At 70.9% G+C, this 21970-nt stretch carries 17 protein-coding genes and 1 pseudogene; 7 read left to right on the top strand and 11 right to left on the bottom strand.

The window, feature by feature from the left end; genetic code table 11:
* Positions 1-5: 5 nt before the first annotated feature.
* Complete coding sequence (locus GTY58_RS08340; RefSeq protein WP_042492864.1) at positions 6-2519, bottom strand: DEAD/DEAH box helicase; 2514 nt, start codon at positions 2517-2519, stop codon at positions 6-8.
* A 145-nt stretch (positions 2520-2664) separates the two neighbouring features.
* Between GTY58_RS08340 and GTY58_RS08335 the strand changes: the two genes are divergently transcribed.
* Entirely contained in the window at positions 2665-3459 is a 795-nt protein-coding gene (locus tag GTY58_RS08335; protein WP_010983012.1) for a metal-dependent hydrolase, read from the top strand.
* An 80-nt stretch (positions 3460-3539) separates the two neighbouring features.
* Here GTY58_RS08335 and GTY58_RS08330 read toward each other — a convergent pair whose 3' ends face one another.
* The 4 genes from GTY58_RS08330 to GTY58_RS08315 form a co-directional block, all read right to left on the bottom strand.
* Positions 3540-3815, bottom strand: coding sequence for a type B 50S ribosomal protein L31 (locus tag GTY58_RS08330; protein WP_010983011.1), 276 nt, complete (start codon positions 3813-3815; stop codon positions 3540-3542).
* A gap of 154 nt (positions 3816-3969) precedes the next feature.
* Positions 3970-4440: a DUF5709 domain-containing protein gene (locus tag GTY58_RS08325; RefSeq protein WP_010983010.1), complete on the bottom strand. Its 471-nt coding sequence runs from the start codon at positions 4438-4440 to the stop codon at positions 3970-3972.
* Between the two features lie 576 nt (positions 4441-5016).
* On the bottom strand, positions 5017-6798 hold the full coding sequence (locus tag GTY58_RS08320; RefSeq protein ID WP_010983009.1) for an ABC transporter ATP-binding protein: 1782 nt from the start codon (positions 6796-6798) through the stop codon (positions 5017-5019).
* Entirely contained in the window at positions 6795-8657 is a 1863-nt protein-coding gene (locus GTY58_RS08315) for an ABC transporter ATP-binding protein (RefSeq protein ID WP_010983008.1), read from the bottom strand. The genes GTY58_RS08320 and GTY58_RS08315 overlap by 4 nt, the downstream gene beginning before the upstream one ends.
* A 270-nt stretch (positions 8658-8927) precedes the next feature.
* On the opposite strand from GTY58_RS08315, the gene GTY58_RS08310 reads away from it, so the two are divergent.
* The 3 genes and pseudogenes from GTY58_RS08310 to GTY58_RS08300 all read left to right on the top strand — a co-directional run.
* Positions 8928-9692 (top strand): lipoprotein, encoded by a 765-nt coding sequence (locus tag GTY58_RS08310; RefSeq protein ID WP_042492861.1) that lies wholly within the window; start codon positions 8928-8930, stop codon positions 9690-9692.
* Positions 9693-9868: 176 nt separating this feature from the next.
* Positions 9869-11512, top strand: a complete 1644-nt coding sequence (locus GTY58_RS08305) for a peptide-N4-asparagine amidase (protein ID WP_078234680.1) — start codon at positions 9869-9871, stop codon at positions 11510-11512.
* A gap of 57 nt (positions 11513-11569) precedes the next feature.
* A pseudogene (locus GTY58_RS08300) lies at positions 11570-11791 on the top strand (C4-dicarboxylate transporter DctA); the annotation flags it as partial.
* A 327-nt stretch (positions 11792-12118) separates the two neighbouring features.
* Here GTY58_RS08300 and GTY58_RS08295 read toward each other — a convergent pair.
* A complete protein-coding gene (locus GTY58_RS08295; RefSeq protein ID WP_010983004.1) occupies positions 12119-12574 on the bottom strand; it encodes a MarR family transcriptional regulator in 456 nt (151 codons plus the stop codon).
* 94 nt (positions 12575-12668) lie between these two features.
* Here GTY58_RS08295 and GTY58_RS08290 point away from each other — a divergent pair, with 94 nt between their 5' ends.
* Positions 12669-14468: an ABC transporter transmembrane domain-containing protein gene (locus GTY58_RS08290; RefSeq protein ID WP_010983003.1), complete on the top strand. Its 1800-nt coding sequence runs from the start codon at positions 12669-12671 to the stop codon at positions 14466-14468.
* 43 nt (positions 14469-14511) lie between these two features.
* Positions 14512-15357 (top strand): endolytic transglycosylase MltG, encoded by an 846-nt coding sequence (gene mltG / locus GTY58_RS08285; protein ID WP_010983002.1) that lies wholly within the window; start codon positions 14512-14514, stop codon positions 15355-15357.
* Between the two features lie 16 nt (positions 15358-15373).
* On the opposite strand, the gene GTY58_RS08280 is transcribed toward mltG, so the two are convergent.
* From GTY58_RS08280 to GTY58_RS08260, 5 genes are all read right to left on the bottom strand, one after another.
* Positions 15374-16462 carry an NAD(P)-binding domain-containing protein gene (locus GTY58_RS08280; protein WP_010983001.1) on the bottom strand — a complete coding sequence of 363 codons (1089 nt, stop codon included), beginning with the start codon at positions 16460-16462 and terminating at the stop codon, positions 15374-15376.
* 41 nt (positions 16463-16503) lie between these two features.
* Complete coding sequence (locus tag GTY58_RS08275) at positions 16504-17658, bottom strand: LLM class flavin-dependent oxidoreductase (protein WP_010983000.1); 1155 nt, start codon at positions 17656-17658, stop codon at positions 16504-16506.
* Complete coding sequence (locus tag GTY58_RS08270) at positions 17658-18686, bottom strand: ABC transporter substrate-binding protein (RefSeq protein WP_010982999.1); 1029 nt, start codon at positions 18684-18686, stop codon at positions 17658-17660. The genes GTY58_RS08275 and GTY58_RS08270 overlap by 1 nt, the downstream gene beginning before the upstream one ends.
* A 112-nt stretch (positions 18687-18798) precedes the next feature.
* Complete coding sequence (locus GTY58_RS08265; RefSeq protein ID WP_010982998.1) at positions 18799-19581, bottom strand: ABC transporter ATP-binding protein; 783 nt, start codon at positions 19579-19581, stop codon at positions 18799-18801.
* Positions 19554-20432, bottom strand: coding sequence for an ABC transporter permease (locus GTY58_RS08260; protein WP_037645912.1), 879 nt, complete (start codon positions 20430-20432; stop codon positions 19554-19556). The genes GTY58_RS08265 and GTY58_RS08260 overlap by 28 nt, the downstream gene beginning before the upstream one ends.
* A 327-nt stretch (positions 20433-20759) precedes the next feature.
* Here GTY58_RS08260 and GTY58_RS08255 point away from each other — a divergent pair, with 327 nt between their 5' ends.
* A complete protein-coding gene (locus GTY58_RS08255; protein ID WP_010982996.1) occupies positions 20760-21182 on the top strand; it encodes a secondary thiamine-phosphate synthase enzyme YjbQ in 423 nt (140 codons plus the stop codon).
* The last annotated feature ends 788 nt before the right edge of the window (positions 21183-21970 follow it).

The following is a 21970-nucleotide window of genomic DNA, read 5'->3' as shown; positions in this document are numbered from 1 at the left end:
TGTGCTCACAACTGGCCGACGGCGGTGACCTTGACGACGGCACGGCCCTCCGCGTCGGACGCCGCGAGGTCGACCTCCGCGCTGATACCCCAGTCGTGGTCGCCGTTGGGGTCGGCGAAGGTCTGGCGGACGCGCCACAGCCCGTTCTGCGGCTCCTCCTCGATCATCAGCAGCCGGGGGCCGCGGGCGTCCGGCCCGGTGCCCAGCTCCTCGTACTCGTCCCAGTACTTGTCCATGGCCTCGCCCCACGCGTCCGCGTCCCAGCCGGAGTCGGAGTCCATCTCGCCCAGCTCTTCGACGTGGTCGAGGGCGGCGAGTTCGACGCGGCGGAACATGGCGTTGCGGACGAGGACGCGGAAGGCGCGTGCGTTCGCGGTGACCGGCTTGACCTGGTCGGCCTTCTCCTGGGCCTCCTCGGCCGTCATCTCCTCCGGGTTGGCGAGCTGCTCCCACTCGTCCAGCAGGCTGGAGTCGACCTGGCGCACCATCTCGCCGAGCCAGGCGATCAGGTCCTCGAGGTCCTCGGACTTGAGGTCGTCGGGGACGGTGTGGTCGAGGGCCTTGAAGGCGCTGGCGAGGTAGCGCAGCACGATGCCCTCGGTGCGGGCGAGTTCGTAGAAGGAGACGAACTCGGTGAAGGACATCGCGCGTTCGTACATGTCGCGGATGACGGACTTCGGCGACAGGGGATGGTCACCGACCCACGGGTGGCTCTTGCGGTACGTGTCGTACGCGTGGAAGAGCAGCTCCTCCAGCGGCTTGGGGTAGGAGACGTCCTGGAGCCGCTCCATGCGCTCCTCGTACTCGACGCCGTCCGCCTTCATCGCGGCCACCGCCTCGCCGCGCGCCTTGTTCTGCTGGGCGGCGAGGATCTGCCGCGGGTCGTCGAGCGTCGACTCGACCACGGAGACCATGTCGAGGGCGTAGGACGGGGACTCCGGGTCGAGGAGTTCGAACGCGGCCAGCGCGAAGGTCGACAGCGGCTGGTTGAGAGCGAAGTCCTGCTGCAGGTCGACGGTGAGGCGCACGATGCGGCCGGAAGCGTCCGGCTCGTCCAGCTTCTCCACGATGCCACCGTCGAGAAGCGAGCGGTAGATGGCGATGGCCCGTCGGATGTGCCTCAGCTGCTGCTTGCGCGGCTCGTGGTTGTCCTCGAGCAGATGGCGCATCGCGTCGAAGGCGTTGCCCGGCCGGGCGATCACCGCCAGCAGCATCGTGTGGGTGACCCGGAAACGGGAGGTGAGCGGCTCCGGATCGGAGGAGATGAGCTTCTCGAAGGTGTTCTCCGTCCAGCCGACGAAACCCTCGGGCGCCTTCTTGCGGACCACCTTGCGGCGCTTCTTCGGGTCGTCACCGGCCTTGGCAAGCGCCTTCTCGTTCTCGACGACGTGCTCCGGCGCCTGGGCCACCACGAAGCCCGCCGTGTCGAAGCCGGCACGCCCGGCGCGCCCCGCGATCTGGTGGAACTCACGCGCTCGCAGCGTGCGCACCCGGGTGCCGTCGTACTTCGTCAGCGCGGTGAACAGCACGGTGCGGATGGGGACGTTCACGCCGACGCCCAGGGTGTCCGTGCCGCAGATGACCTTCAGCAGACCGGCCTGGGCCAGCTTCTCCACGAGACGGCGGTACTTGGGCAGCATGCCGGCGTGGTGCACACCGATGCCGTGTCGCACGTAGCGGGAGAGATTGCGGCCGAACTTGGTGGTGAAGCGGAAGTTGCCGATCAGCTCGGCGATCTTGTCCTTCTCCTCCCGCGTGCACATGTTGATGCTCATCAGCGCCTGCGCCCGCTCCACGGCCTGCGCCTGGGTGAAGTGCACGATGTAGACGGGGGCCTGCTTGGTCGCGAGCAGCTCGGTGATCGTCTCCGTCAGCGGAGTCACCACGTACTCGTAGGAGAGCGGCACGGGCCGGGTCGCCGAGCGGACCACCGCCGTGGGGCGGCCGGTGCGGCGGGTGAGGTCCTTCTCGAACATCGAGACGTCGCCGTGCGTCGCCGACATCAGGATGAACTGGGCCTGCGGCAGCTCCAGGATCGGGATCTGCCAGGCCCAGCCGCGGTCGGCCTCGGCGTAGAAGTGGAACTCGTCCATGACGACCTGGCCGACGTCCGCCTGCCTGCCGTCGCGCAGGGCGATGGACGCGAGGACTTCGGCGGTGCAGCAGATGACGGGCGCGTCGGCGTTCACGGACGCGTCGCCGGTGAGCATGCCGACGTTCTCGGTGCCGAAGAGCTTGCACAGCTCGAAGAACTTCTCCGACACGAGCGCCTTGATCGGCGCGGTGTAGAAGGTGACCTCGTCCCGGGCGAGGGCGGCGAAGTGCGCGCCCGCGGCGATCATGCTCTTGCCGGACCCGGTGGGCGTCGACACGATCACATTCGCACCCGAGACCACCTCGATCAGCGCCTCCTCCTGGTGGGGATAGAGGGTGAGACCGCGTTCCCCGGCCCACGACTCGAAGGCTTCGTAGAGGGCGTCGGGGTCTGCGGTCTGCGGCAGCTGATCGATAAGGGTCACGCCCCCATCTTGCCTGTCATCGCACCCGAGGGGGGAATCGGATGCCCGCACGAAGATCGCGAACGCTACGCTGTGGCGCCGACAGAGCGTCAGAGCACACGGGCAACTGGGCAGCGGCAGCAGAAGGATGGGGCGGGACAGGGCCATGATGGGACCAGCACACTCACTGTCGGGGGCGGCGGCCTGGCTCGGCGTCGGAGCGGCGGCGGCCGCGGCGGGCCACACGATGCCCTGGCCGGTCCTGCTGGTCGGCGCGCTGATCTGCGCGGGTGCTGCTCTGGCCCCCGATCTGGATCACAAGGCGGCCACGATCTCGCGGGCCTTCGGCCCCATCTCACGAACCCTGTGCGAGATCGTCGACAAGCTGTCGTACGCCGTCTACAAGGGGACCAGGAAGCAGGGCGACCCACGCAGGTCGGGTGGTCACCGTACGCTGACGCACACATGGCTGTGGGCGGTGCTGATAGGTGCGGGTGCGTCGGTCCTGGCCATCACCGGTGGCCGCTGGGCCGTGCTCGCGCTTCTCTTCGTGCACATGGTTCTGGCCATCGAGGGGCTGCTGTGGCGGGCGGCCCGCGGTTCGAGCAGCGACGTCCTGGTGTGGCTGCTGGCCGCGACCAGCGCCTGGATCCTCGCGGGAGTCCTGGACAAGCCGGGCAACGGTTCCGACTGGCTGTTCACGGCGCCGGGCCAGGAGTACCTGTGGCTCGGACTGCCGATCGTTCTGGGTGCCCTGGTGCACGACATCGGGGACGCTCTGACGGTCTCCGGCTGCCCGATCCTGTGGCCGATCCCGGTGGGCCGCAAGCGCTGGTACCCGGTGGGGCCGCCCAAGGCGATGCGGTTCCGGGCGGGCAGCTGGGTCGAGCTGAAGGTGCTGATGCCGGTGTTCATGCTGCTGGGCGGGGTGGGCTGCGCGGCGGCGCTGAACTTCATCTGAGCGCACGCGGGCGCGCCCCGCTGCCGAGGCCGCTCAGGCCTCCCTCAGGCTCCTCAGCCTCAGGTTCCTCAGCCTCCGGCTCAGGCCGCACCGCCCCCGTCGGAGCCCGGTCCCGTGCTTCCGTAGCGCCGCTCGAACTGGGCGATGCGGCCCTCCGAGTCCACCGTCCGTGCCTTCCCGGTGTAGAACGGGTGGCTCTCCGAGGAGATCTCCACGTCCACCACCGGGTAGGTCTCTCCGTCGTCCCACTCGATGGTCTTGTCGCTGGTCGCGGTGGACCGGGTGAGGAAGGCATAGCCGGCGGCGCGGTCGCGGAAGACGACGGGGTGGTAGTCGGGCTGCTTGTCCTGCTGCATGGGTGCTCCTTGCATGGTCTCGCACGGGCGGGGAGAGCCCGGATACGGCTCTCGCGCAGGCGGGGAAAGCCCGGAGGCGGCCGGATCAGACGCGTCCGGCCGGATCAGGCGCGTACGCGTGTACGGCCCCATCGGGCACGGATGGCCGTCCGGATCAGCCGGACAGGGCGTCCTCGTCGACGATGTGCATCGCTGCCTCCTCGGCCGAGGCGGCAGCGCCGTCGATGCCCACGTCGGTGGCGATCAGCCCGTTCTCCTCGTCCTCGTGCGCCCCTTCGTCGGGAGCCACGAGCCGACCGGAGCGGGCCGCGCCCACCTCGTTGTCCAGGGGTTCGCCGTCGCCGTCCGGACAGTCGCCGATGCCGTCGCCGTCAGGCTCCGCGATGTCGGGGAGTTCTTCCGCGAGGCGCTGGTCCAGCGTCTCGCCGTGGCGGCGCTCGGCCGCGGTCACGTCGGAGCGCTCCACCGCCCACGGCCGGTCCGGTGATGACCAGCCCCGGTCGAGCGGGTCGCTCACACCGTCGGAGACCAGGGTGTCCTCGGTGTCGAGCAGTCCCGAGTCCTCCTGTATCTCGGATCCGTCGGGCTGATAGACGTCGTCTCCCCATCCCTCGGCGCTGTCCACGGGTACCTCCAGGTGGTGGGGGCGGATCCGGTGCCGTCGTGTTCGCCGACGGCGCGGGTCCGCTCGGCACAGGCTGCGCCCTGGTGAACCGGGTGGTCCGGGACGCTCCCCGAGCCGGTGCCGCTATCCAGCCTTCCACCCCCGTTCGGCACTGCGCAACGGCACGACGGGATGACTGCCGCCGCCGGGCCGGATCCGGCCCGGCGGCAGACGCAGATCTCCGTCGACGTCGGGCTCGGATGCCCCTCCCCGGCACCGGCCCGACGGTGAGAGACGGGCCGGTGGCGGGCGGGGGAGGGGGGCATGGCCGGGCGGGTGGATCATCGTGCGGGCAGCCGGGGCCCGGACAGCCGCACCCCGCCACCGAAAAGGTGGTCGTGCCGCTGCCGAAGGGCCGTACCCCTTTCGGCAGCGCGCCGCCTTCCCGAAGCGCGCCGCCTTTCCGACGCGCGCCGCCTTCCCGAAGCGCGCTGTCTTTCCCAAGCGGGCCGCCTCGCCGTAGCGGGATCGGGCGGCCGGACCGTCGTCCCCCGAAGTGAACCGGGCGGGCCGGCCGAGCGGCTTGGCCGCCGTGTCTCACCCGTGCCAGGACCTCCACAGCGCCGCGTACGCTCCGTCGGCCGCGACCAGCTGGTCGTGGCTGCCCAGCTCGCTGATCTGCCCGTTCTCGACGACGGCGATGACGTCGGCGTCGTGGGCGGTGTGCAGCCGGTGGGCGATGGCGACGACGGTGCGGCCGTCGAGGACGCGGGCCAGGGACCGCTCCAGATGGCGGGCCGCGCGCGGGTCGAGGAGCGAGGTCGCCTCGTCCAGGACCAGCGTGTGCGGATCGGCCAGGACCAGCCGGGCCAGCGCGATCTGCTGGGCCTGGGCCGGGGTGAGCGCGAGTCCGCCCGAGCCGACCTCGGTGTCGAGGCCGTCGTCCAGCGCCTGCGCCCAGCCGTCTGCGTCGACCGCGCCCAGCGCCGCCCACAGCTCGGCGTCGCCGGCGCCGGTGCGCGCGAGGAGCAGGTTGTCGCGCAGGGAGCCCACGAAGACGTGGTGCTCCTGGTTGACCAGGGCCACGTGGGAGCGGACCCGCTCGGCCGGCATCCGGGACAGCTCGGCGCCGCCCAGGGTGATGCGGCCGTCGCGGGGCGCGTAGATGCCGGCGAGCAGCCTGCCCAGGGTCGACTTGCCCGCGCCGGACGGGCCGACCAGGGCCAGCCGGGTGCCGGGCGCGACCTCCAGGGACACCTTGCGCAGGACGTCGACTCCGGCGCGGTAGCCGAAGTGGACCCGGTCGGCGTGCACGTCGCGGCCGTCCGGGGCGAGCGACTCGTCGCCCGCGACCGGCTCGACGTCCCGGACGCCGACCAGGCGCGCCAGCGAGACCTGGGCGACCTGAAGCTCGTCGTACCAGCGCAGGATCATGCCGATGGGGTCGACGAGCATCTGCGCGATGAGCGCGCCGGTGGTCAGCTGGCCGACGTCGATCCAGCCTTGCAGGACGAACACCCCGCCGATCATCAGGACCGAGCACAGCACGGTGACGTGGGTGAGGTTGACGACCGGGAAGAGCACCGTCCGCAGCCACAGGGTGTACCGCTCCCAGGCCGTCCACTCCTTGACCCGCCGGTCCGACAGGTCGATGCGCCGGCCGCCGAGGCGGTGGGCCTCCACGGTGCGACCGGCGTCGACGGTCTCGGCGAGGACGGCGGCGACGGCGGCGTATCCCGCGGCCTCCGACCGGTAGGCGGACGGCGCGCGCTTGAAGTACCAGCGGCAGCCGATCACCAGCAGCGGCACGGCGAGCAGCACGGCGGGCGCCAGCGGCGGTGCCGTGACGGCGAGGCCGCCGAGCAGCAGCGCGACCCACACGACGCCGATGGTCAGCTGCGGCACGGCCTCGCGCATCGCGTTGGCGAGGCGGTCGATGTCCGTGGTGATGCGGGACAGCAGATCACCCGTGCCGGCCCGTTCGAGCACGCCGGGGGGAAGCCCGACCGACCGTACGAGGAAGTCCTCGCGCAGATCGGCCAGCATCCGCTCGCCGAGCATGGCCCCCCGCAGCCGCACCTCCCGTACGAACACGGCCTGCACGACGAGCGCGAGAACGAACAGTGCGGCGGTGCGCTCCAGGTGGAGTTCGCGCGTGTGGTCCGAGACCCGCTCGACGACCGCGCCCAGCAGGTAGGGACCGGCCATCGAGGCGACGACGGCCACCGTGTTGACCGCGATGAGGATCAGAAAGGCACGGCGGTGCCGTCGGAACAGTTCGGCCACGTAGGCGCGTACGGTCGCGGGGGCGCCGACCGGCAGGGTGTTCGCCGTTGTCGGGGCGGCCGGGTCGTACGCCGGTGGCGCCACGCCGATCATGCGGTCTCCTCGATCTCTTCCAGTTCGTCGATCTCGTGCAGTACGCCGCCCATGGCGGCTTCTTCGCCCGCGAGCACGCCGCCCACGGCGGCCCGGTCGTCTGTCAGTACGCCGCTTCGGGCGGCCTCTGCGTCCACCTCGCGGGTGACGACGGCCCGGTAGCGGGGCTCGCTGTGCACCAGTTCGCGGTGCGCGCCGACCGCCACCACCTCGCCCTCGTGCACCAGTACGACCCGGTCCGCGCGGTCCAGGAGCAGCGGTGAGGAGGTGAAGACGACCGTGGTGCGGCCCGTGCGCAGGCCGCGGATGCCGTCGGCGATCCGGGCCTCGGTGTGCGAGTCGACGGCGGACGTCGGCTCGTCCAGGACGAGCACCTCCGGGTCCGTGATCAGCGACCGGGCCAGCGCGAGCCGCTGGCGCTGCCCGCCGGACAGAGACCGGCCACGCTCGGTGATCCGCGCGTCCATCGGGTCCTCGGCCTCCAGCGACCCCTGGGCGAGCGCCTCCAGGACGTCGCCGCACTGGGCTGCGGCCAGCGCCTCGGCGGCACTCACCTCTCCCGACGCGGGTACGTCGAGGAGTTCGCGCAGCGAACCGGACAGCAGCACCGGATCCTTGTCCTGGACCAGAACGGCGGTGCGGGCGGAGTCGAGTGGAAGTTCGTCCAGCGGCACGCCGCCGAGCAGCACCGAGGTGCCTTCTTCGGACGGGTGGCCGCCCAGCCGCTCGGCCAGCACGCCCGCCGCGTCCGGGTCGCCGCACACCACGGCGGTGAGCCGCTCGGCGGGCGCGAGCAGCCCGGTCGCGGGGTCGTACAGATCTCCGTCCGGCACGTCCGCCTCGCGCGATCCCGCCGTGTCCGTGGCGCGCTCCAGCGACAGCACGCGCGCCGCGCGCCTGGCGGACGGGCGCGAGAAGGAGTACGCCATGGCGATCTCCTCGAAGTGCCGCAACGGATAGGTGAGCAGCATCACCGCGCTGTACACGGTGACGAGTTCACCGACGGTGATCCGGCCGTCGACGGCCAGATGCACGCCGCGCCAGATGACCGCGATCATCAGCAGCCCCGGCAGCAGCACCTGGATCGCCGAGATCAGCGACCACATTCGGGCGCTGCGCACGGCCGCCCTGCGGACCTCCTGCGAGGCCCGGCGATAGCGGTCGAGGAACAGCTCCTCGCCGCCGATGCCGCGCAGCACCCGCAGGCCCGCGACCGTGTCCGAGGCCAACTCGGTGGCACGGCCCGCCTTCTCGCGCTGGACGTCGGCGCGGCGGGTCGCCCGGGGCAGCAGCGGCAGCACGGCGAGTGCCAGCACCGGTACGCCGACGGCGACGACGACGCCGAGGGCGGGCTGGTACACGACGAGCCCGACACAGACCACCACGACGGTCACGGCCGCCGCGGTGAACCGCGAGACGCCCTCGACGAACCAGCCGATCTTCTCGACGTCGCCCGTGGAGACCGCGACGATCTCGCCGGCCGCGACCCGCCGGGTCAGGGCGGAGCCGAGCTGCGCGGTCCTGCGGGCCAGCAGCTGCTGGACGCGGGCGGCGGCGGTGATCCAGTTGGTGACGGCGGCCCGGTGCAGCATGGATTCGCCCAGGGCGAGGCCCGCGCCGCACAGCACGATCAGCCCGCCGGTCAGGGCGAGTCGGGTGCCCGAGCGGTCCACCACCGCCTGGACGGCGAGGCCGACGCAGAACGGCAGCCCGGAAACGGCCAGGAAGTGCAGCAGACCCCAGGCGAGGCTCGTCAGCTGGCCGCCCAGCTGATTCCGGAAGAGCCACCAAAGGAATCGGGGACCCGAGCGCGCGTCCGGCACACCTGGGTCGGGATACGGAAGGTCTTGAATCTGCATGACGTCCCAGTGGCTCGTGTCAGGGGGTGAACGGGGAGGAGGAGCGGCGAAGGGTGAAAAGTGCCGAAATGGGATGAATGGACTGCTGGAGCTCAAGGCTGGACTGGCCCTGTCGGCGACAACAAACCGTGAAAGGTTCGCGTCACAGCGTGGTCGGAGGCAAGCGATTTTCCGGTCCGGAGGCAAAGGTTCGGCCCGGACCGCCCGCATATGGCCGGGAAGCAGGGGGCCGTGCGCAATCGCCCGGAACGTGGTGCGACGATGGTTCGCATGCGAATTGGCGGTGCGAGCGGTGCGGTACGCGCGGGGGTCGTGGCGGCGACCTGCGGTGTCCTTCTGATGTCCCTGACGGCCTGCGGTGGTTCGGACGGGTCGAACGCGGCGAAGGGCGGCGGCGGATCGGGCGGCAAGGCGGGCTCCGGTTCGGGGCAGTCCAAGGCGCCCACCGTCGATCTGCTCCGCATCCCGGACGTCGGCGACCGGCTACAGAACAAGATCCCGGCCAACTCGCGCCAGGTCGTGGCGGTCTACGGCGAGGGCAAGGACTCGGCGGACTCCACGATCGTGCTGTACACGAAGAACGGCTCCACCTGGGACCAGACCCGCAGCTGGGAAGGGCACAACGGCAAGAAGGGCTGGACCACCGACCACCACGAGGGTGACAAGCGCAGCCCCGTCGGTGTGTTCACGCTCAGCGACGCGGGCGGTGTCCTCGCCGATCCGGGCGCGGAGCTCCCGTACACGCAGTCGGCGTCCTTCCAGGCTCCGCACTACTGGTCCAGGTCGCACTGGCACGACTTCGACTACGTCATCGCCATCGACTACAACCGGGTCAAGGGCACCGCGCCGAACGACCCGACCCGCCCCGAAGGCCAGTCGAAGGGCGGCAGCATCTGGCTGCACATGGACCACGCCGGCGGTACGTCGGCCTGTGTGAGCCTGTCCAAGTCCGGTATGGAGTATCTGCTGCGCACGCTCGACCCGAACCAGCACCCTGTGGTGGTGATGGGGGACAAGGCGGACCTCAAGGCCTAGTCCCACCGGTGGAACGCGGGACACTGTCCTGGGGTGTCCCCACCCGGTCCCCGCCTGCTCCCCACCCGGTCCCCGCCTGCTCTCCGCCCGGTCCCCGCCCGCTCCGCGACTGTTCTCCGCCAGCTCGTCGCGGTACTCATTGCGGGTGGGGTCAACTCCCCCGTAGAACACGGGCCATGAGAAGCCGGATAGTCATGTCCATGCTCGTCGGGGTAATTCTCGTGGCGAGCACCCTCCTCGGGGCGAGTCCCGCACCAGCGGCAGGCAAGCACACCGCCGAGGCCACGCCGTCCGCCGAGCCCGCCCCACCCGCCGAATTCGGCACCGACTGGCACGACCCGCTGACCGCGGCCCCGCCGATCGGGAAACCCGCCACCAGATCCTGCCAGGTCACCGTCGCCGAGGCACAGTTCCGCGACTTCACGCCGTACCGGGGCACATATGCGCCGCCGCGTGGCTGCGGCGACCGCTGGAGCAGGGTCGTGCTGCGGCTCGACGGCAAGGTGCGGGGGCGGCAGTTCGACCGCCTCGGCTACCTGCACATCGGCGGCGTCGAGATCCTCCGCACCTCCACCCCCGAGCCTTCGCCCGACGGCATCGAGTGGTCCGTCGAGAAGGACGTCACCCGGTACAGCGACACGTTCCGGCAGAGCCGCGACGTGGAGATGCTCATCGGCAACGTCGTCGACGACACGTACACCGGAGTCATCGACGTCAGGGCCACGCTGACCTTCTACGCGGCCGACCGCACGAACGGACCGGCGGCGACCCCCGACCGCGTCCTCACCCTCGCCGACGGGACGACCCTCACCACACCCCGCAACAGCGAACGCATCGTCGCCGAGGTGTACGCCACCGGCTCGGGGGGCGGCTGCGAGGAGTTCTGGTACCTGACGGTGCCGGACTCGGCGCCGTACTCCTGCAAGGCGGACAAGGGGCCCTACCGCGAGGTGCAGATCAAGGTGGACGGCCAACTGGCCGGAATCGCCGCACCGTTCCCGACCGTGTGGACCGGCGGCTGGTCGAACCCCTTCCTCTGGTACGTGATTCCGGGACCGCGCGCCTTCGACGTCAAGCCGATCGAGTACGACCTCACACCTTTCGCCGGGCTGCTCAACGACGGCCGTCCGCACCGGGTCGACGTCTCCGTCGTCGGCGTTCCCGAGGGGCAGGCCGGCTGGAGCGCACCGGTCAACGTCCTCGTCTGGCAGGACACGAAGAGCACACGGGTCACCGGCGCACTCACCGCCCACAAGGCGGCAGACCTCGCCAACTCCACCACGTACACGCCCGGTTCGGAACATCGCCTGGACACCGAGGGCGGCCACCGGCTGACGGTCGCCGGATATGTGAACACCTCGCACGGCCGGGTGACGACCACCGTGAGCCGCACCCTCGCCACCACCTCCGCACACCGCTGGACCGACGGCGAGAACATGGACGGCCTCCAAGCCGTCTGGAACGACGACGAGTCGGTCACCGCCGACGGGCGCGGACCGGACCGGACGACGCGTATCCGGCGCACGTACACGATGGACGGCACCACCACGCTCGGCCCCGACGACCGGCTGCGGAGCGCCCTGACGCTCGGCGACCGGGCGACGGCCGTCGAGTCGCGTGGTGGCCGGCGCACCGCGTGGTCCCGGCTCGACGACACCTACACGGGTGATGCCACGTATACGGCGAACGTGCCGCGCGACCAGCGCCACGCGGTCGCCACGACGAGCGAGCGCTACCGGCTGAGCGGTTCGGCGGGCTGCTACGACCGCAACCTCGTCACCGTGCAGGGGGTGTTGACGCGTGACCGCAGCGACTGCTGAGGCGGTCGTCGGGGCCGCTCCATGATTTACACGGACGTGACGCACGCGTATCCGAGCACCAATCTTCTCGGCAACTGTGTCGCCGTCTTCGCGGTGTCCCGCTGGGAGGGCGCGTTGGACACGGCGCGGGCGAAGAAGGTGCTGGACGGCGAGATCGCGTTCGTACCGGACGACGACGACCACGCTCCGCGGACCGACGCCGAGACTCCGGAAGCCGAAGCCGCGAAGCCGACGGTGCCGGCCCGGTCGGTCAAGGAGCCCGCACCCGAGGTCGGCTGACGGCTGTACGGGATCGGGCGGGCCGCGGCTACCACTCCTTCGGTACGGAGGGGGAGTCGTGGCCCGTCCGCCTGCTCCACGCCCCGTGCGTGGCGACCGCCCCGCGCACGGCCGCCACTCACGCGCGCGGTACGGGCGTCTCCCGGGAGGCGGGGCAGGAGGCAGGGGCAGGAGGCGACACCGGCAAGCCCGACGGCGCGTGCGGGCGGTGGCCGCGCCGCCATGTCGTACCGCCGTCACCCCGCACCGCCGCGTCATGTCACGCCGCGCGTCCGCCCGCGCCGCGTCCGGCAAGGCCGGCATCCCGCACGCCTCGTCCGGGACGACTCAGCAGTGCCGCTCCCCTTCCGGTGCGCCGTCCACCAACGTGTCCAGCAGCCCCCCGAGCACCTCGCGCTGGTCGTCGGTCAGGGGGGCCAGGATCTCCTCCGCCGCCGACCGGCGCGCGCCGCGCAGTTCGTGCAGCGCCTTGCGGCCCTCGTCGGTGACCTCGATCCGGATCACGCGACGGTTGGTCGGGTCGGGCACCCGGCGCACCTTGCCGCTCGCCTCCAGGCCGTCGACGAGCGTCGTCACGGCCCGCGGCACCACCTCGAGACGCTGGGCGAGGTCCGCCATGCGGGGCGGTGAGCTGTAGTGCGCGAGGGTGCGCAGCAGCCGGGACTGGGCCGGTGTGATGCCGAGGCCGCGCTGCTCCAGATGGCGCTTCTGGATGCGGTGCACACGGCGGGTGAGCCGCAGCAACTGCTCGGCGAGCAGGCCGTCGGGATCGGGGGTGGTCATGTCGGGAACAATATCAGGACCTCGTTCATTGTGAGCATAGGTAACAATGAGCTAAGCTCCGTCAGTCGTCCTCGTCTCGCCTCCGTAGGAGCCCATGCATCCCGACCGACCCACCTGGACCCCGTCACCCGCCGCCACCGAACAGCCGCGACAGGTGCGCCGCATTCTGAAGCTCTTCCGGCCCTACCGCGGCCGGCTCGCGATCGTCGGGCTGCTGGTCGGCGCCGCCTCGCTCGTCTCCGTCGCCACGCCCTTCCTCCTGAGGGAGATCCTGGACGTCGCGATCCCGCAGGGCCGCACCGGTCTGCTGAGCCTGCTCGCGCTGGGCATGATCGTCAGCTCGGTCGTCACCAGCATCTTCGGCGTGCTCCAGACCCTGATCTCCACGACCGTCGGCCAGCGCGTCATGCACGACCTGCGCACCGCCGTCTACGGCCGGCTCCAGCGCATGTCGCTCGCCTTCTTCACCCGGACCCGCACCGGAGAGGTCCAGTCCCGCATCGCCAACGACATCGGCGGCATGCAGGCGACGGTCACCTCGACCGCCACCTCCCTGGTCTCCAATCTGACCAGTGTCGTCGCCACGATCGTCGCGATGGCCGCCCTCGACTGGCGGCTCACCGCCGTGTCGCTGCTCCTGCTGCCGCTCTTCGTGTGGATCAGCCGCCGCGTCGGCAACGAGCGCAAGAAGATAGCCACCCAGCGCCAGAAGCAGATGGCCACGATGGCGGCCACGGTCACCGAGTCGCTCTCCGTCAGCGGCATCCTGCTGGGCCGCACGATGGGCCGCGCCGACTCCCTCACCCAGTCGTTCGCGGACGAGTCCGAGAGCCTCGTCGACCTCGAAGTGAAGTCGAACATGGCGGGCCGCTGGCGCATGGCCGTCATCAGCATCGTCATGGCCGCGATGCCCGCCGTCATCTACTGGACCGCGGGCATCGCCCTGCAACTCGGCGGCCCCTCGGTGTCGATCGGCACGCTCGTCGCCTTCGTCTCGCTCCAGCAGGGCTTGTTCCGGCCGACCGTGAGCCTGCTCTCCACCGGCGTCCAGATCCAGACCTCGCTGGCGCTCTTCCAGCGCATCTTCGAGTACCTCGACCTGCCCATCGACATCACCGAGCCGGACCAGCCCGTCCACCTCGACCAGGTCAAGGGTGAGATCCGCTTCGAGGGCGTCGAGTTCCACTACGACGACAAGAGCGGCCCGATCCTCCAGGGCATCGACATCCGCGTCCCCGCGGGCGGCAGCCTCGCCGTCGTCGGCCCCACCGGCTCCGGCAAGTCCACCCTCAGCCATCTGGTGCCGCGGCTGTACGACGTCACGGGCGGCCGCGTCACGCTCGACGGTGTAGACGTGCGCGACCTGGACTTCGACACGCTCGCGCGCGCGGTCGGCGTCGTCTCCCAGGAGACGTACCTCTTCCATGCCTCGGTCGCCGAGAACCTGCGCTTCGCCAAGCCGGACGCCACCGACGAGGAGTTGTACGCGGCGGCGCGGGCAGCCCAGATCCACGACCACATCGCCTCCCTGTCCGACGGGTACGACACGGTCGTCGGCGAGCGCGGCCATCGCTTCTCCGGCGGCGAGAAGCAGCGCCTGGCCATCGCCCGCACCATCCTGCGCGACCCGCCGGTCCTCATCCTCGACGAGGCGACCAGCGCCCTCGACACACGCACCGAGCGCGCCGTCCAGGAAGCCATCGACGCACTCTCGGCCAACCGCACGACGCTCACCATCGCCCACCGGCTGTCCACCATCCGGGGCGCCGATCAGATCGTGGTCCTGGACGCCGGGCGCGCGGTCGAACGCGGCACGCACGAGGAACTGCTGGAGCGGGACGGCCGTTACGCGGCCCTGGTGCGCCGAGACGCCCAACTGGAGCCGACAAGATGAAGATATGCCGGGTTTGTGACGTTTAGCGGGTTACCGTGCCCGCATGCAGATGAACACTCCGCCACGGAGCACGATTCGACTGACGCGCCGGGGCCGGGGCGCCCTGATCGCGACCGGAGCCGTCGTGGCGGCCACCGCCGTGGCGGTGCCGCTGCTGATCCTGAAGAGCGACGGGCCCACGCGGCCCACCTCCCTCGTGATCCCCGAGGGCTGGCGTTCCGGACAGATCTACGAGGCCGTCGACAAGGCCCTCGAACTGCCCGCGGGAACTACCAGGAAGTCCCTCGCCAAGGCGAACCTCAAGCTGCCGGGCGACGCGGAGGGCAACCCGGAGGGCTACCTCTTCCCGGCGACGTACCCCCTTGAGAAGGCGACGCCTGAGTCCCTGCTGCGGGCCATGGTCGACACCGCGAACAAGAAGTTCCGCGGCAGCCCGATCACCGCGGGGGCGCAGCGCAACGCGATGACCATGTATCAGGCCGTCACCATCGCGAGCATCGCCCAGTCCGAGGCGGCGACCAAGGCCGACATGGGCAAGGTCACCCGGGTCGTCTTCAACCGGCTGGAGCGGGGGATGCCGCTCCAGATGGACTCCACCATCAACTACGCGATGAACCGCTCCACGCTGAACACCACGGTGGCCGACACGAAGCTGGACAGCCCCTACAACTCGTACCAGCGCATGGGGTTGCCGCCCACGCCGATCGCCAACCCCGGCGAGGACGCGATGCGCGCCGCGGTCAATCCGACGCCGGGGGACTGGCTGTACTTCGTCACGGTCAAGCCGGGCGACACCCGCTTCACGTCGAGCTACGAGGAGCATCAGAAGAACGTCGCCGAGTTCAACCGGAACCGCCGGAGTCCGTCGCCGTCGCCGTCGCACCGGTGAGACGCCGTGCGGGGTGTCACACGGTGAGGGGCTCTCCCGCCAGCAGCCGCCTGATGTCCCGTACCGCCGCCCGGCCCGCCCGGTTGGCGCCGATCGTGCTGGCCGACGGGCCGTATCCGACCAGGTGGATCCGCGGATCGGCGACCACACGGGTGCCCTCGACGCGGATCCCGCCGCCCGGCGCGCGCAGCCGCAGCGGGGCCAGATGGTCGATCGCGGCGCGGAAGCCGGTCGCCCACAGGATGACGTCGGCGGCCACGCGCCGTCCGTCGTCCCACTCCACGCCGTCCGGGGTGATCCGGTCGAACACCGGCAGCCGGTCCAGGACGCCGTCCGCGATCGCGCGTCGGACGGCGTCGTTCAGCGGCAGCCCGGTGACCGAGACGACGCTCCGCGGCGGCAGCCCCCGCCGGACCCGCTCCTCCACCATCGCCACGGCCGCCCGCCCCACGTCCTCGCTGAACGGACCCTCGCGAAAGACCGGCGGACGCCTGGTCACCCAGGTGGTCGAGGCCGCGTAGGGAGCGATCTCCATCAGGTGCTGGGTGCCGGACGCGCCGCCGCCCACGACGACCACCCGCTGCCCGGCGAACTCCTCGGGGCCGGGGTACTGGGCCGTGTGCAACTGCCTCCCCCGGAACGACTCCTGGCCCGGATAGCGCGGCCAGAACGGCCGGTCCCAGGTGCCGGTGGCGTTGATGAGCGCCCGGGTCGCCCACGTGCCGTCGGAGGTCTGGACGAGCAGGCGCCCGCCCTCACCCTCGCGCACGGCCGTGACGTCGACCGGCCGGCGCACCCGCAGGTCGAAGGTGCGCTCGTAGGTGTCGAAGTACTCGGCGATGACCTCGGAGGACGGCCGCGAAGGATCGGCGTCCGTCAGCTCCATGCCGGGCAGCGCATGCATCCCGTGCACCTTGCGGTACGTCAGCGACGGCCACCGGAACTGCCAGGCGCCGCCCGGACGCGGGGCGTGGTCCAGGACCACGAAGTCCCGTTCCGGTTCGAAACCCGTGCGCCGCAGGTGAAAGGCGCTGGACAGACCTGCCTGCCCAGCGCCTGTGACGACCACGTCGACTTCGCGCGCCGGTACCCCGATGTTGTTCACGCTTCTACCAACTCGGTCGGGGTCCGGGATCTTCCCGATCGTCAGCGGCCACCCGCGACCAGCAGCGGCGAGCCACCCCCTGCCGTCACAGGGGGCAGCAGCCCACGAGCCGCCAGGTCGGGGATCACGCCCTCCCCGAACCAGTACGCCTCCTCCAGATGCGGATAGCCGGAGAGCACGAAGTGCTCGATGCCCAGCGCGTGATATTCCTCGATCCGGTCGGCGACCTCGGCATGACTGCCCACGAGAGCGGTGCCCGCACCACCGCGCACGAGACCCACGCCCGCCCACAGGTTCGGCGAGATTTCCAGCCGGTCGCGCGAGCCGCCGTGCAGGGCCAGCATGCGCTGCTGACCCACCGACTCGCTGCGCCCGAGCGCCGTCTGCGCGGCGGCGATCGTGTCCGCGTCGAGGTCGTCGAGGAGCCGGTGCGCGGTCGACCAGGCCTCGGCGGACGCGTCGCGCGAGATGGTGTGCAGCCGGATGCCGAAGCGCACCGTCCGCCCCTCGCGCTCGGCCAGCGAACGGATCCGGTCGATCTTCTCCTTGACCTGCTCGGGAGGTTCGCCCCAGGTCAGATACACATCCGCGTGCCGGGCCGCGACCGGACCCGCGGCGGCCGACGAGCCACCGAAGAAGATCTCCGGCAGCGGGTCGGGCGGTACCGCGGTCAGCCCGCCCTCGACCTGGTAGTGCGCCCCGTCGAAGTCGTACGGACGTCCGCTCCACACCCCGCGGACGACCGAGAGGAACTCGTCCGTACGCGCGTACCGCCGGTCGTGGTCGAGATGGTCGCCGAAGCGCCGCTGCTCGGTGGAGTCGCCACCGGTGACGACATTGAGCAGCAGCCGGCCCCGGGTGATCCGCTGGTAGGTCGCCGCCATCTGCGCGGCGAGCGTCGGCGAGATGACGCCCGGCCGGAACGCGACCAGGAACTTCAGCCGCTCGGTGTGCTGGGCGAGCGCCACCGTCGTCAGCCAGGCGTCCTCGCACCAGGTGCCGGTCGGCGTCAGTACCGCCTCGAAGCCCAACTGCTCGGCGGCCTTGGCGATCTGCGCGAGATACTCGATGTCGGGCGGGCGTACGCCCTTGACCGGCCGTGCGAGGTCGGCACTGTTGGAGGCGTAGGCGTGCCGGTCCACGAGGGTGCGGCCGTCGCCGCCGGTCGGCAGGAACCAGTGGAGATGGACGGTCATCAGGAGTCCTTGTAGACGCGGGGCGTGCTGGTGGAAGCGGGCAGGCCGCCGTTGAAGCGCGTGTCCACGAAGTCGGCGAAGTCGACCTTCTTCGGGATGAGCTTCAGACCGGTGAAGGTGTCCGCGATCTGCTGCTCGGAGGCGATGAGCGGCTTGTCGACGGCGACGGGGACACGGCTGGCGTTGGTGCGCTTCACCGAGGCCAGCGCCACCTCGTACGGCAGCCCGGTGTCCTTCGCCCAGACCTTCGCCCAGGCGGCGGGGTGCTCATAGACCCAGTCCTGGGCGCGCCGCAGCCGCTCCAGGTAGTCCTTGACGGCCGCGCTCTTCTTCTTGTCCGCGAGCGCGGAGGGCGCCGCCACCTGGAAGCTGAGGCCGTTGACCACACCGTCGCCATCGACCAGCGCCCGGCCCTGCTTCGCCTGGAGCACCTGCGAGGTGTACGGGTCCCACACCGCCCAGGCGTCCACCTTGCCGCTGGTGAACGCGGCCAGCGCGTCGGCGGGCTGGAGGTACTTGACCTTCACGTCGCTCAGCTTCAGACCGGCCTTTTCGAGCGAGGCGACCAGCTGGTAGTGCGCGGACGAACCCTGCGCCACGGCGACGGACTTGCCCTTGAGTTCCTCGGGCTTCCGCAGCGACGAGTTCTTCGGTACGAGGACGGCCTCGCCCTTGGACGTGCCGTGCCAGGCGGCCACCACCGAGATCTTCGAGCCGGCGCCGGCCGCGAAGACGGGCGGGGTGTTGCCGACGCCGCCGATGTCGACGGCCTTGGCGTTGATGGCCTCCAGAAGCGGTGGTCCGGACGTGAACGTCGACCACTTGATCTTGTAGTTCAGGTTCTTGAGCTCTCCGGCGGCCCGCAGAACCGCTTCGGAACCACCCTTCTGGTCCCCGACGTTGAGCGTGAGGGACCCCTTGCCGTCCGTCCTGCCGCCCGTCGAGGTGCCGGCCGCCGAATTCCCGCCGCAGGCGGCCAGTAGCAGGGGGAAGGGGAGGAGCAGAGCGGGGGCGAGGCGTCGTCGCATGGTGATTCCGTTCGCTTGGTTCAGGTGAGGGTGAGGCCCCGGGGGCGGGCTGAAGGGGTGGGGTGTGCGGCTCTGGGGAGCGCGGGGCGTGCGGCTCGGGGAGCGTGCGGGTTCAGGCGGCCTCTGCGGCGGTGTCGACACCGAGCCGCTCCAGCAGTTCGGCGCGCAGTTCTGCGAACCGGGGGTCGGTGATGTCGCGCGGGCGGTCCAGCTCGACCTCCGTCTCGTACGCGATGACGCCGTCGTCCATCACGAGGACACGGTCGGCGAGCAGTACCGCCTCCTCGACGTCGTGCGTGACCAACAGGACGGCGCAGCCCCGGCGTTGCCAGAGTTCGCCGACGAGCCGCTGGGCCTTGATGCGAGTGAGCGCGTCGAGCGCGCCGAACGGCTCGTCGAGCAGCAGCAGATCGGGTTCGCGGACCAGCGCACGTGCCAGCGAGGCGCGCTGGGCCTCGCCGCCGGAGAGGGTCTTGGGCCAGGCGTGGGAGCGGTGGGCGAGGCCGACCTCGGTCAGCGCCTGCTCGGCGACGGCACGCTCGGGCTTTCCGGGCAGCCCGAGCAGGACGTTGCGCCACACCTTCTTCCACGGCATCAGCCGGGGGGCCTGGAACGCGACGGCCTTGCGGCGCGGCACCAGCACCGTGCCCTCGATGTCGCGGTCGAGCCCGGCGAGGATGCGCAGCAGGGTGGACTTGCCGCAGCCACTGCGACCGAGGAGAGCGACGAACTCGCCCGGGCGGACGTCGAGTTCAAGGTTGTCGATGACGGCACGGCCGTCGAAGGAGCGGGTCAGGCCGTCCACCCGTACGGCGGAGGCGGCAGCCGTGGACGCCTGGGCCGCCGCGGTCGCGGCCTTCTGTGTACTCAACGGCCGGTGAACGTCGGTCGCCATTGCAGCAGCAGCCTTTCGAGGGAGCGGACGACGAAATCGGCCAGCAGGCCGAGGAAGGCGTAGACGATCAGGCAGACCACGATCACGTCGGTCCGCAGGAAGTCCCGTGCCTGCACCATGAGGAAGCCGATCCCGGCGTCCGCGTTGATCTGCTCGGCGAAGACGAGCGCCAGCCAGGCGATGCCGAGCGAGTAACGCAGCCCGGTCATGGCGCCGGGCAGCGCACCCGGAAGCACCACATGCCGCACGAGCCCCCAGCGGGACAGGCCGAGGGACTCTCCGGCCTCGATGAGCTGGGAGTCGACGCCACGGATACCGGCGTAGACGTTCAGGTAGAGCGGGAAGGACACGCCGAGCGTGATGATCGCGATCTTCGGCGCCTCGCCGATGCCGAACCAGATGATGAACAGCGGGATCAGGCCGACGAACGGCACGGTCCGCAGCATCTGGACACTCGCGTCCACCAGGTCCTCGCCGGCCCGGAACAGGCCGGAGACCAGCGCGAGCCCGGTGCCGATGGCGGCCCCGAACAGCAGCCCGACCGCGACCCGCTGAAGCGAGACGCCCATCGCGTTCGGCAGCGAGCCGTCGACGACGAGATCACGGGCGACCTGGGCGATCCGCCCGGGCGAGGCAAGGACGTCGGAGGTCAACACGCCCGTGCTGCTGAGGAGTTGCCACAGAAGGAGCAGCAGGACCGGGCCGGAGGTGCGGCGCAGCCAGCGCGGGACGCGGGTGCGGCGGGTGGAGGCGGGGACGATGGGTTCGAGCGCGGGCACCGCCTGCTCATCCTTGGATATTGCCGAAATATCGGTCCTGGGTGAGCCGGGCGGGGCATGGCTGATGCTCATGAGTGCTCCACGGGGAGGAGAGCGGCCTGAAGAGGGTGCGCCTGGACGCCGCCGCGTCCGATGGGGCATCAGACGTGCGGGCAGGGCGAAGTGCAGGCGGGGAGAGAGGAGTGAAAGGGCGTCAGCGGCCGCGGCGACACGCGGCGGAGGCCACCCGCAGCAGGTCGATGTGACCGCGCGTGGTGAGCATGGCTGAACGCAACATGCGGCTGAAAGTAGCCAAACGGCCCTTGCCCGGTCAATGGCGTCTCGCGGACTGGACCCCTCGTATCAAGGCGCGGGCGATCGCTCGCGCGCGAACCCCGGCGCATGGGTGAGGATTGAGGCATGTCCGATGCCTTCACCACTCGCGTCCTGAACGTCGCCTCCGGCTCGCAGGAGACGGTCGTCGACCTGACCCACGACTGCGAGGCCTTCCTCCGCGACACGGCGGCCGGCCGCGACGGCCTCCTGAACGTCTTCGTCCCGCACGCCACGGCCGGTGTCGCGATCATCGAAACGGGCGCCGGCAGCGACGACGACCTCCTCGCCGCCCTGCACACCCTGCTCCCCGCTGACGACCGCTGGCAGCACCGCCACGGCAGCCCCGGCCACGGCCGTGACCACGTACTCCCGGCCGTCGTGGCCCCACACGCGACCCTTCCGGTCATCGACGGCAGGCTGCAACTGGGGACCTGGCAGTCGGTGTGTCTGGTGGACACGAACCAGGACAATCCCAACCGTCAGGTGCGGCTGAGCTTTCTTGGCTGATGGACTCGTTCCGCTCGGGCGGGCAACCGCCGGCGCCGACCCTCCGCCGCCCTGCGCCTCCCCTGGTCACTCGGGTGCACCTACGTGTCGGGGTCTCAAGCCTGCTGGACGCGCGAAAGCCCGGGGCTAAGCGCTTCGGGTGCCCACGGCCGTTTCTCTCCGTGGACGAGTGCGGTCGAAGAACCACGCGCCCAGACCCACCAGCAGGGCCGCCCCGGCTCCGTACACGGTCAGCCACAGGGTTGTCGTGGACGCCAGGCAGTCGGCAACGGCGTCATGGCGAAACCCTGCGCGAGCGCGAATGTGAGCACGGCGGCGAGAGCGGCGCCGACGAATCCCGGCTGAGCGGACGCGCCATGGGTGCCTGTGCCCCCAGACGTGGCTTTCCCGGCTTCTCGAGTGCCGAGGTTGTCCGTGCTCTCTCCCGCCTGCATCTGAGACCACCAGTGTTCAGGCATAGCGCGTCATCGGCCTGGCATCGTGCCGGACCCGCGGGGAGCCCGCCCGGTTGGCGGGCTCCCCGCCTATCGGCTCCCTGCGGAACCGAGCGCGCGTCCACACCGGGGTGTCCGGGGCGTACGCTGCCTGGCGGCTGCTCGGCCCGGAAGCCGAGCGCAGCCGCAAGCTGAAGGAGCTTCGGCGGCGGCGCGGCGGCCCCCTCGCGGTGGGCCTGTTCCAGGACTGGGTGCAGGACCCGTACGGAGCGGCCTGCCACTTCTGGCAGGTGGGGGCGAAGAGCTGGGAGGTCGTGCCACGGATGCGCCACCCGCTCCCCGACGCCAACCTGT

The organism is Streptomyces sp. SID5469, from assembly GCF_009862865.1.
Classification (GTDB): domain Bacteria; phylum Actinomycetota; class Actinomycetes; order Streptomycetales; family Streptomycetaceae; genus Streptomyces; species Streptomyces avermitilis.
The sequence above is the reverse complement of the archived record's forward strand: the minus strand, read 5'-3'. Positions and strand labels throughout refer to the sequence as shown.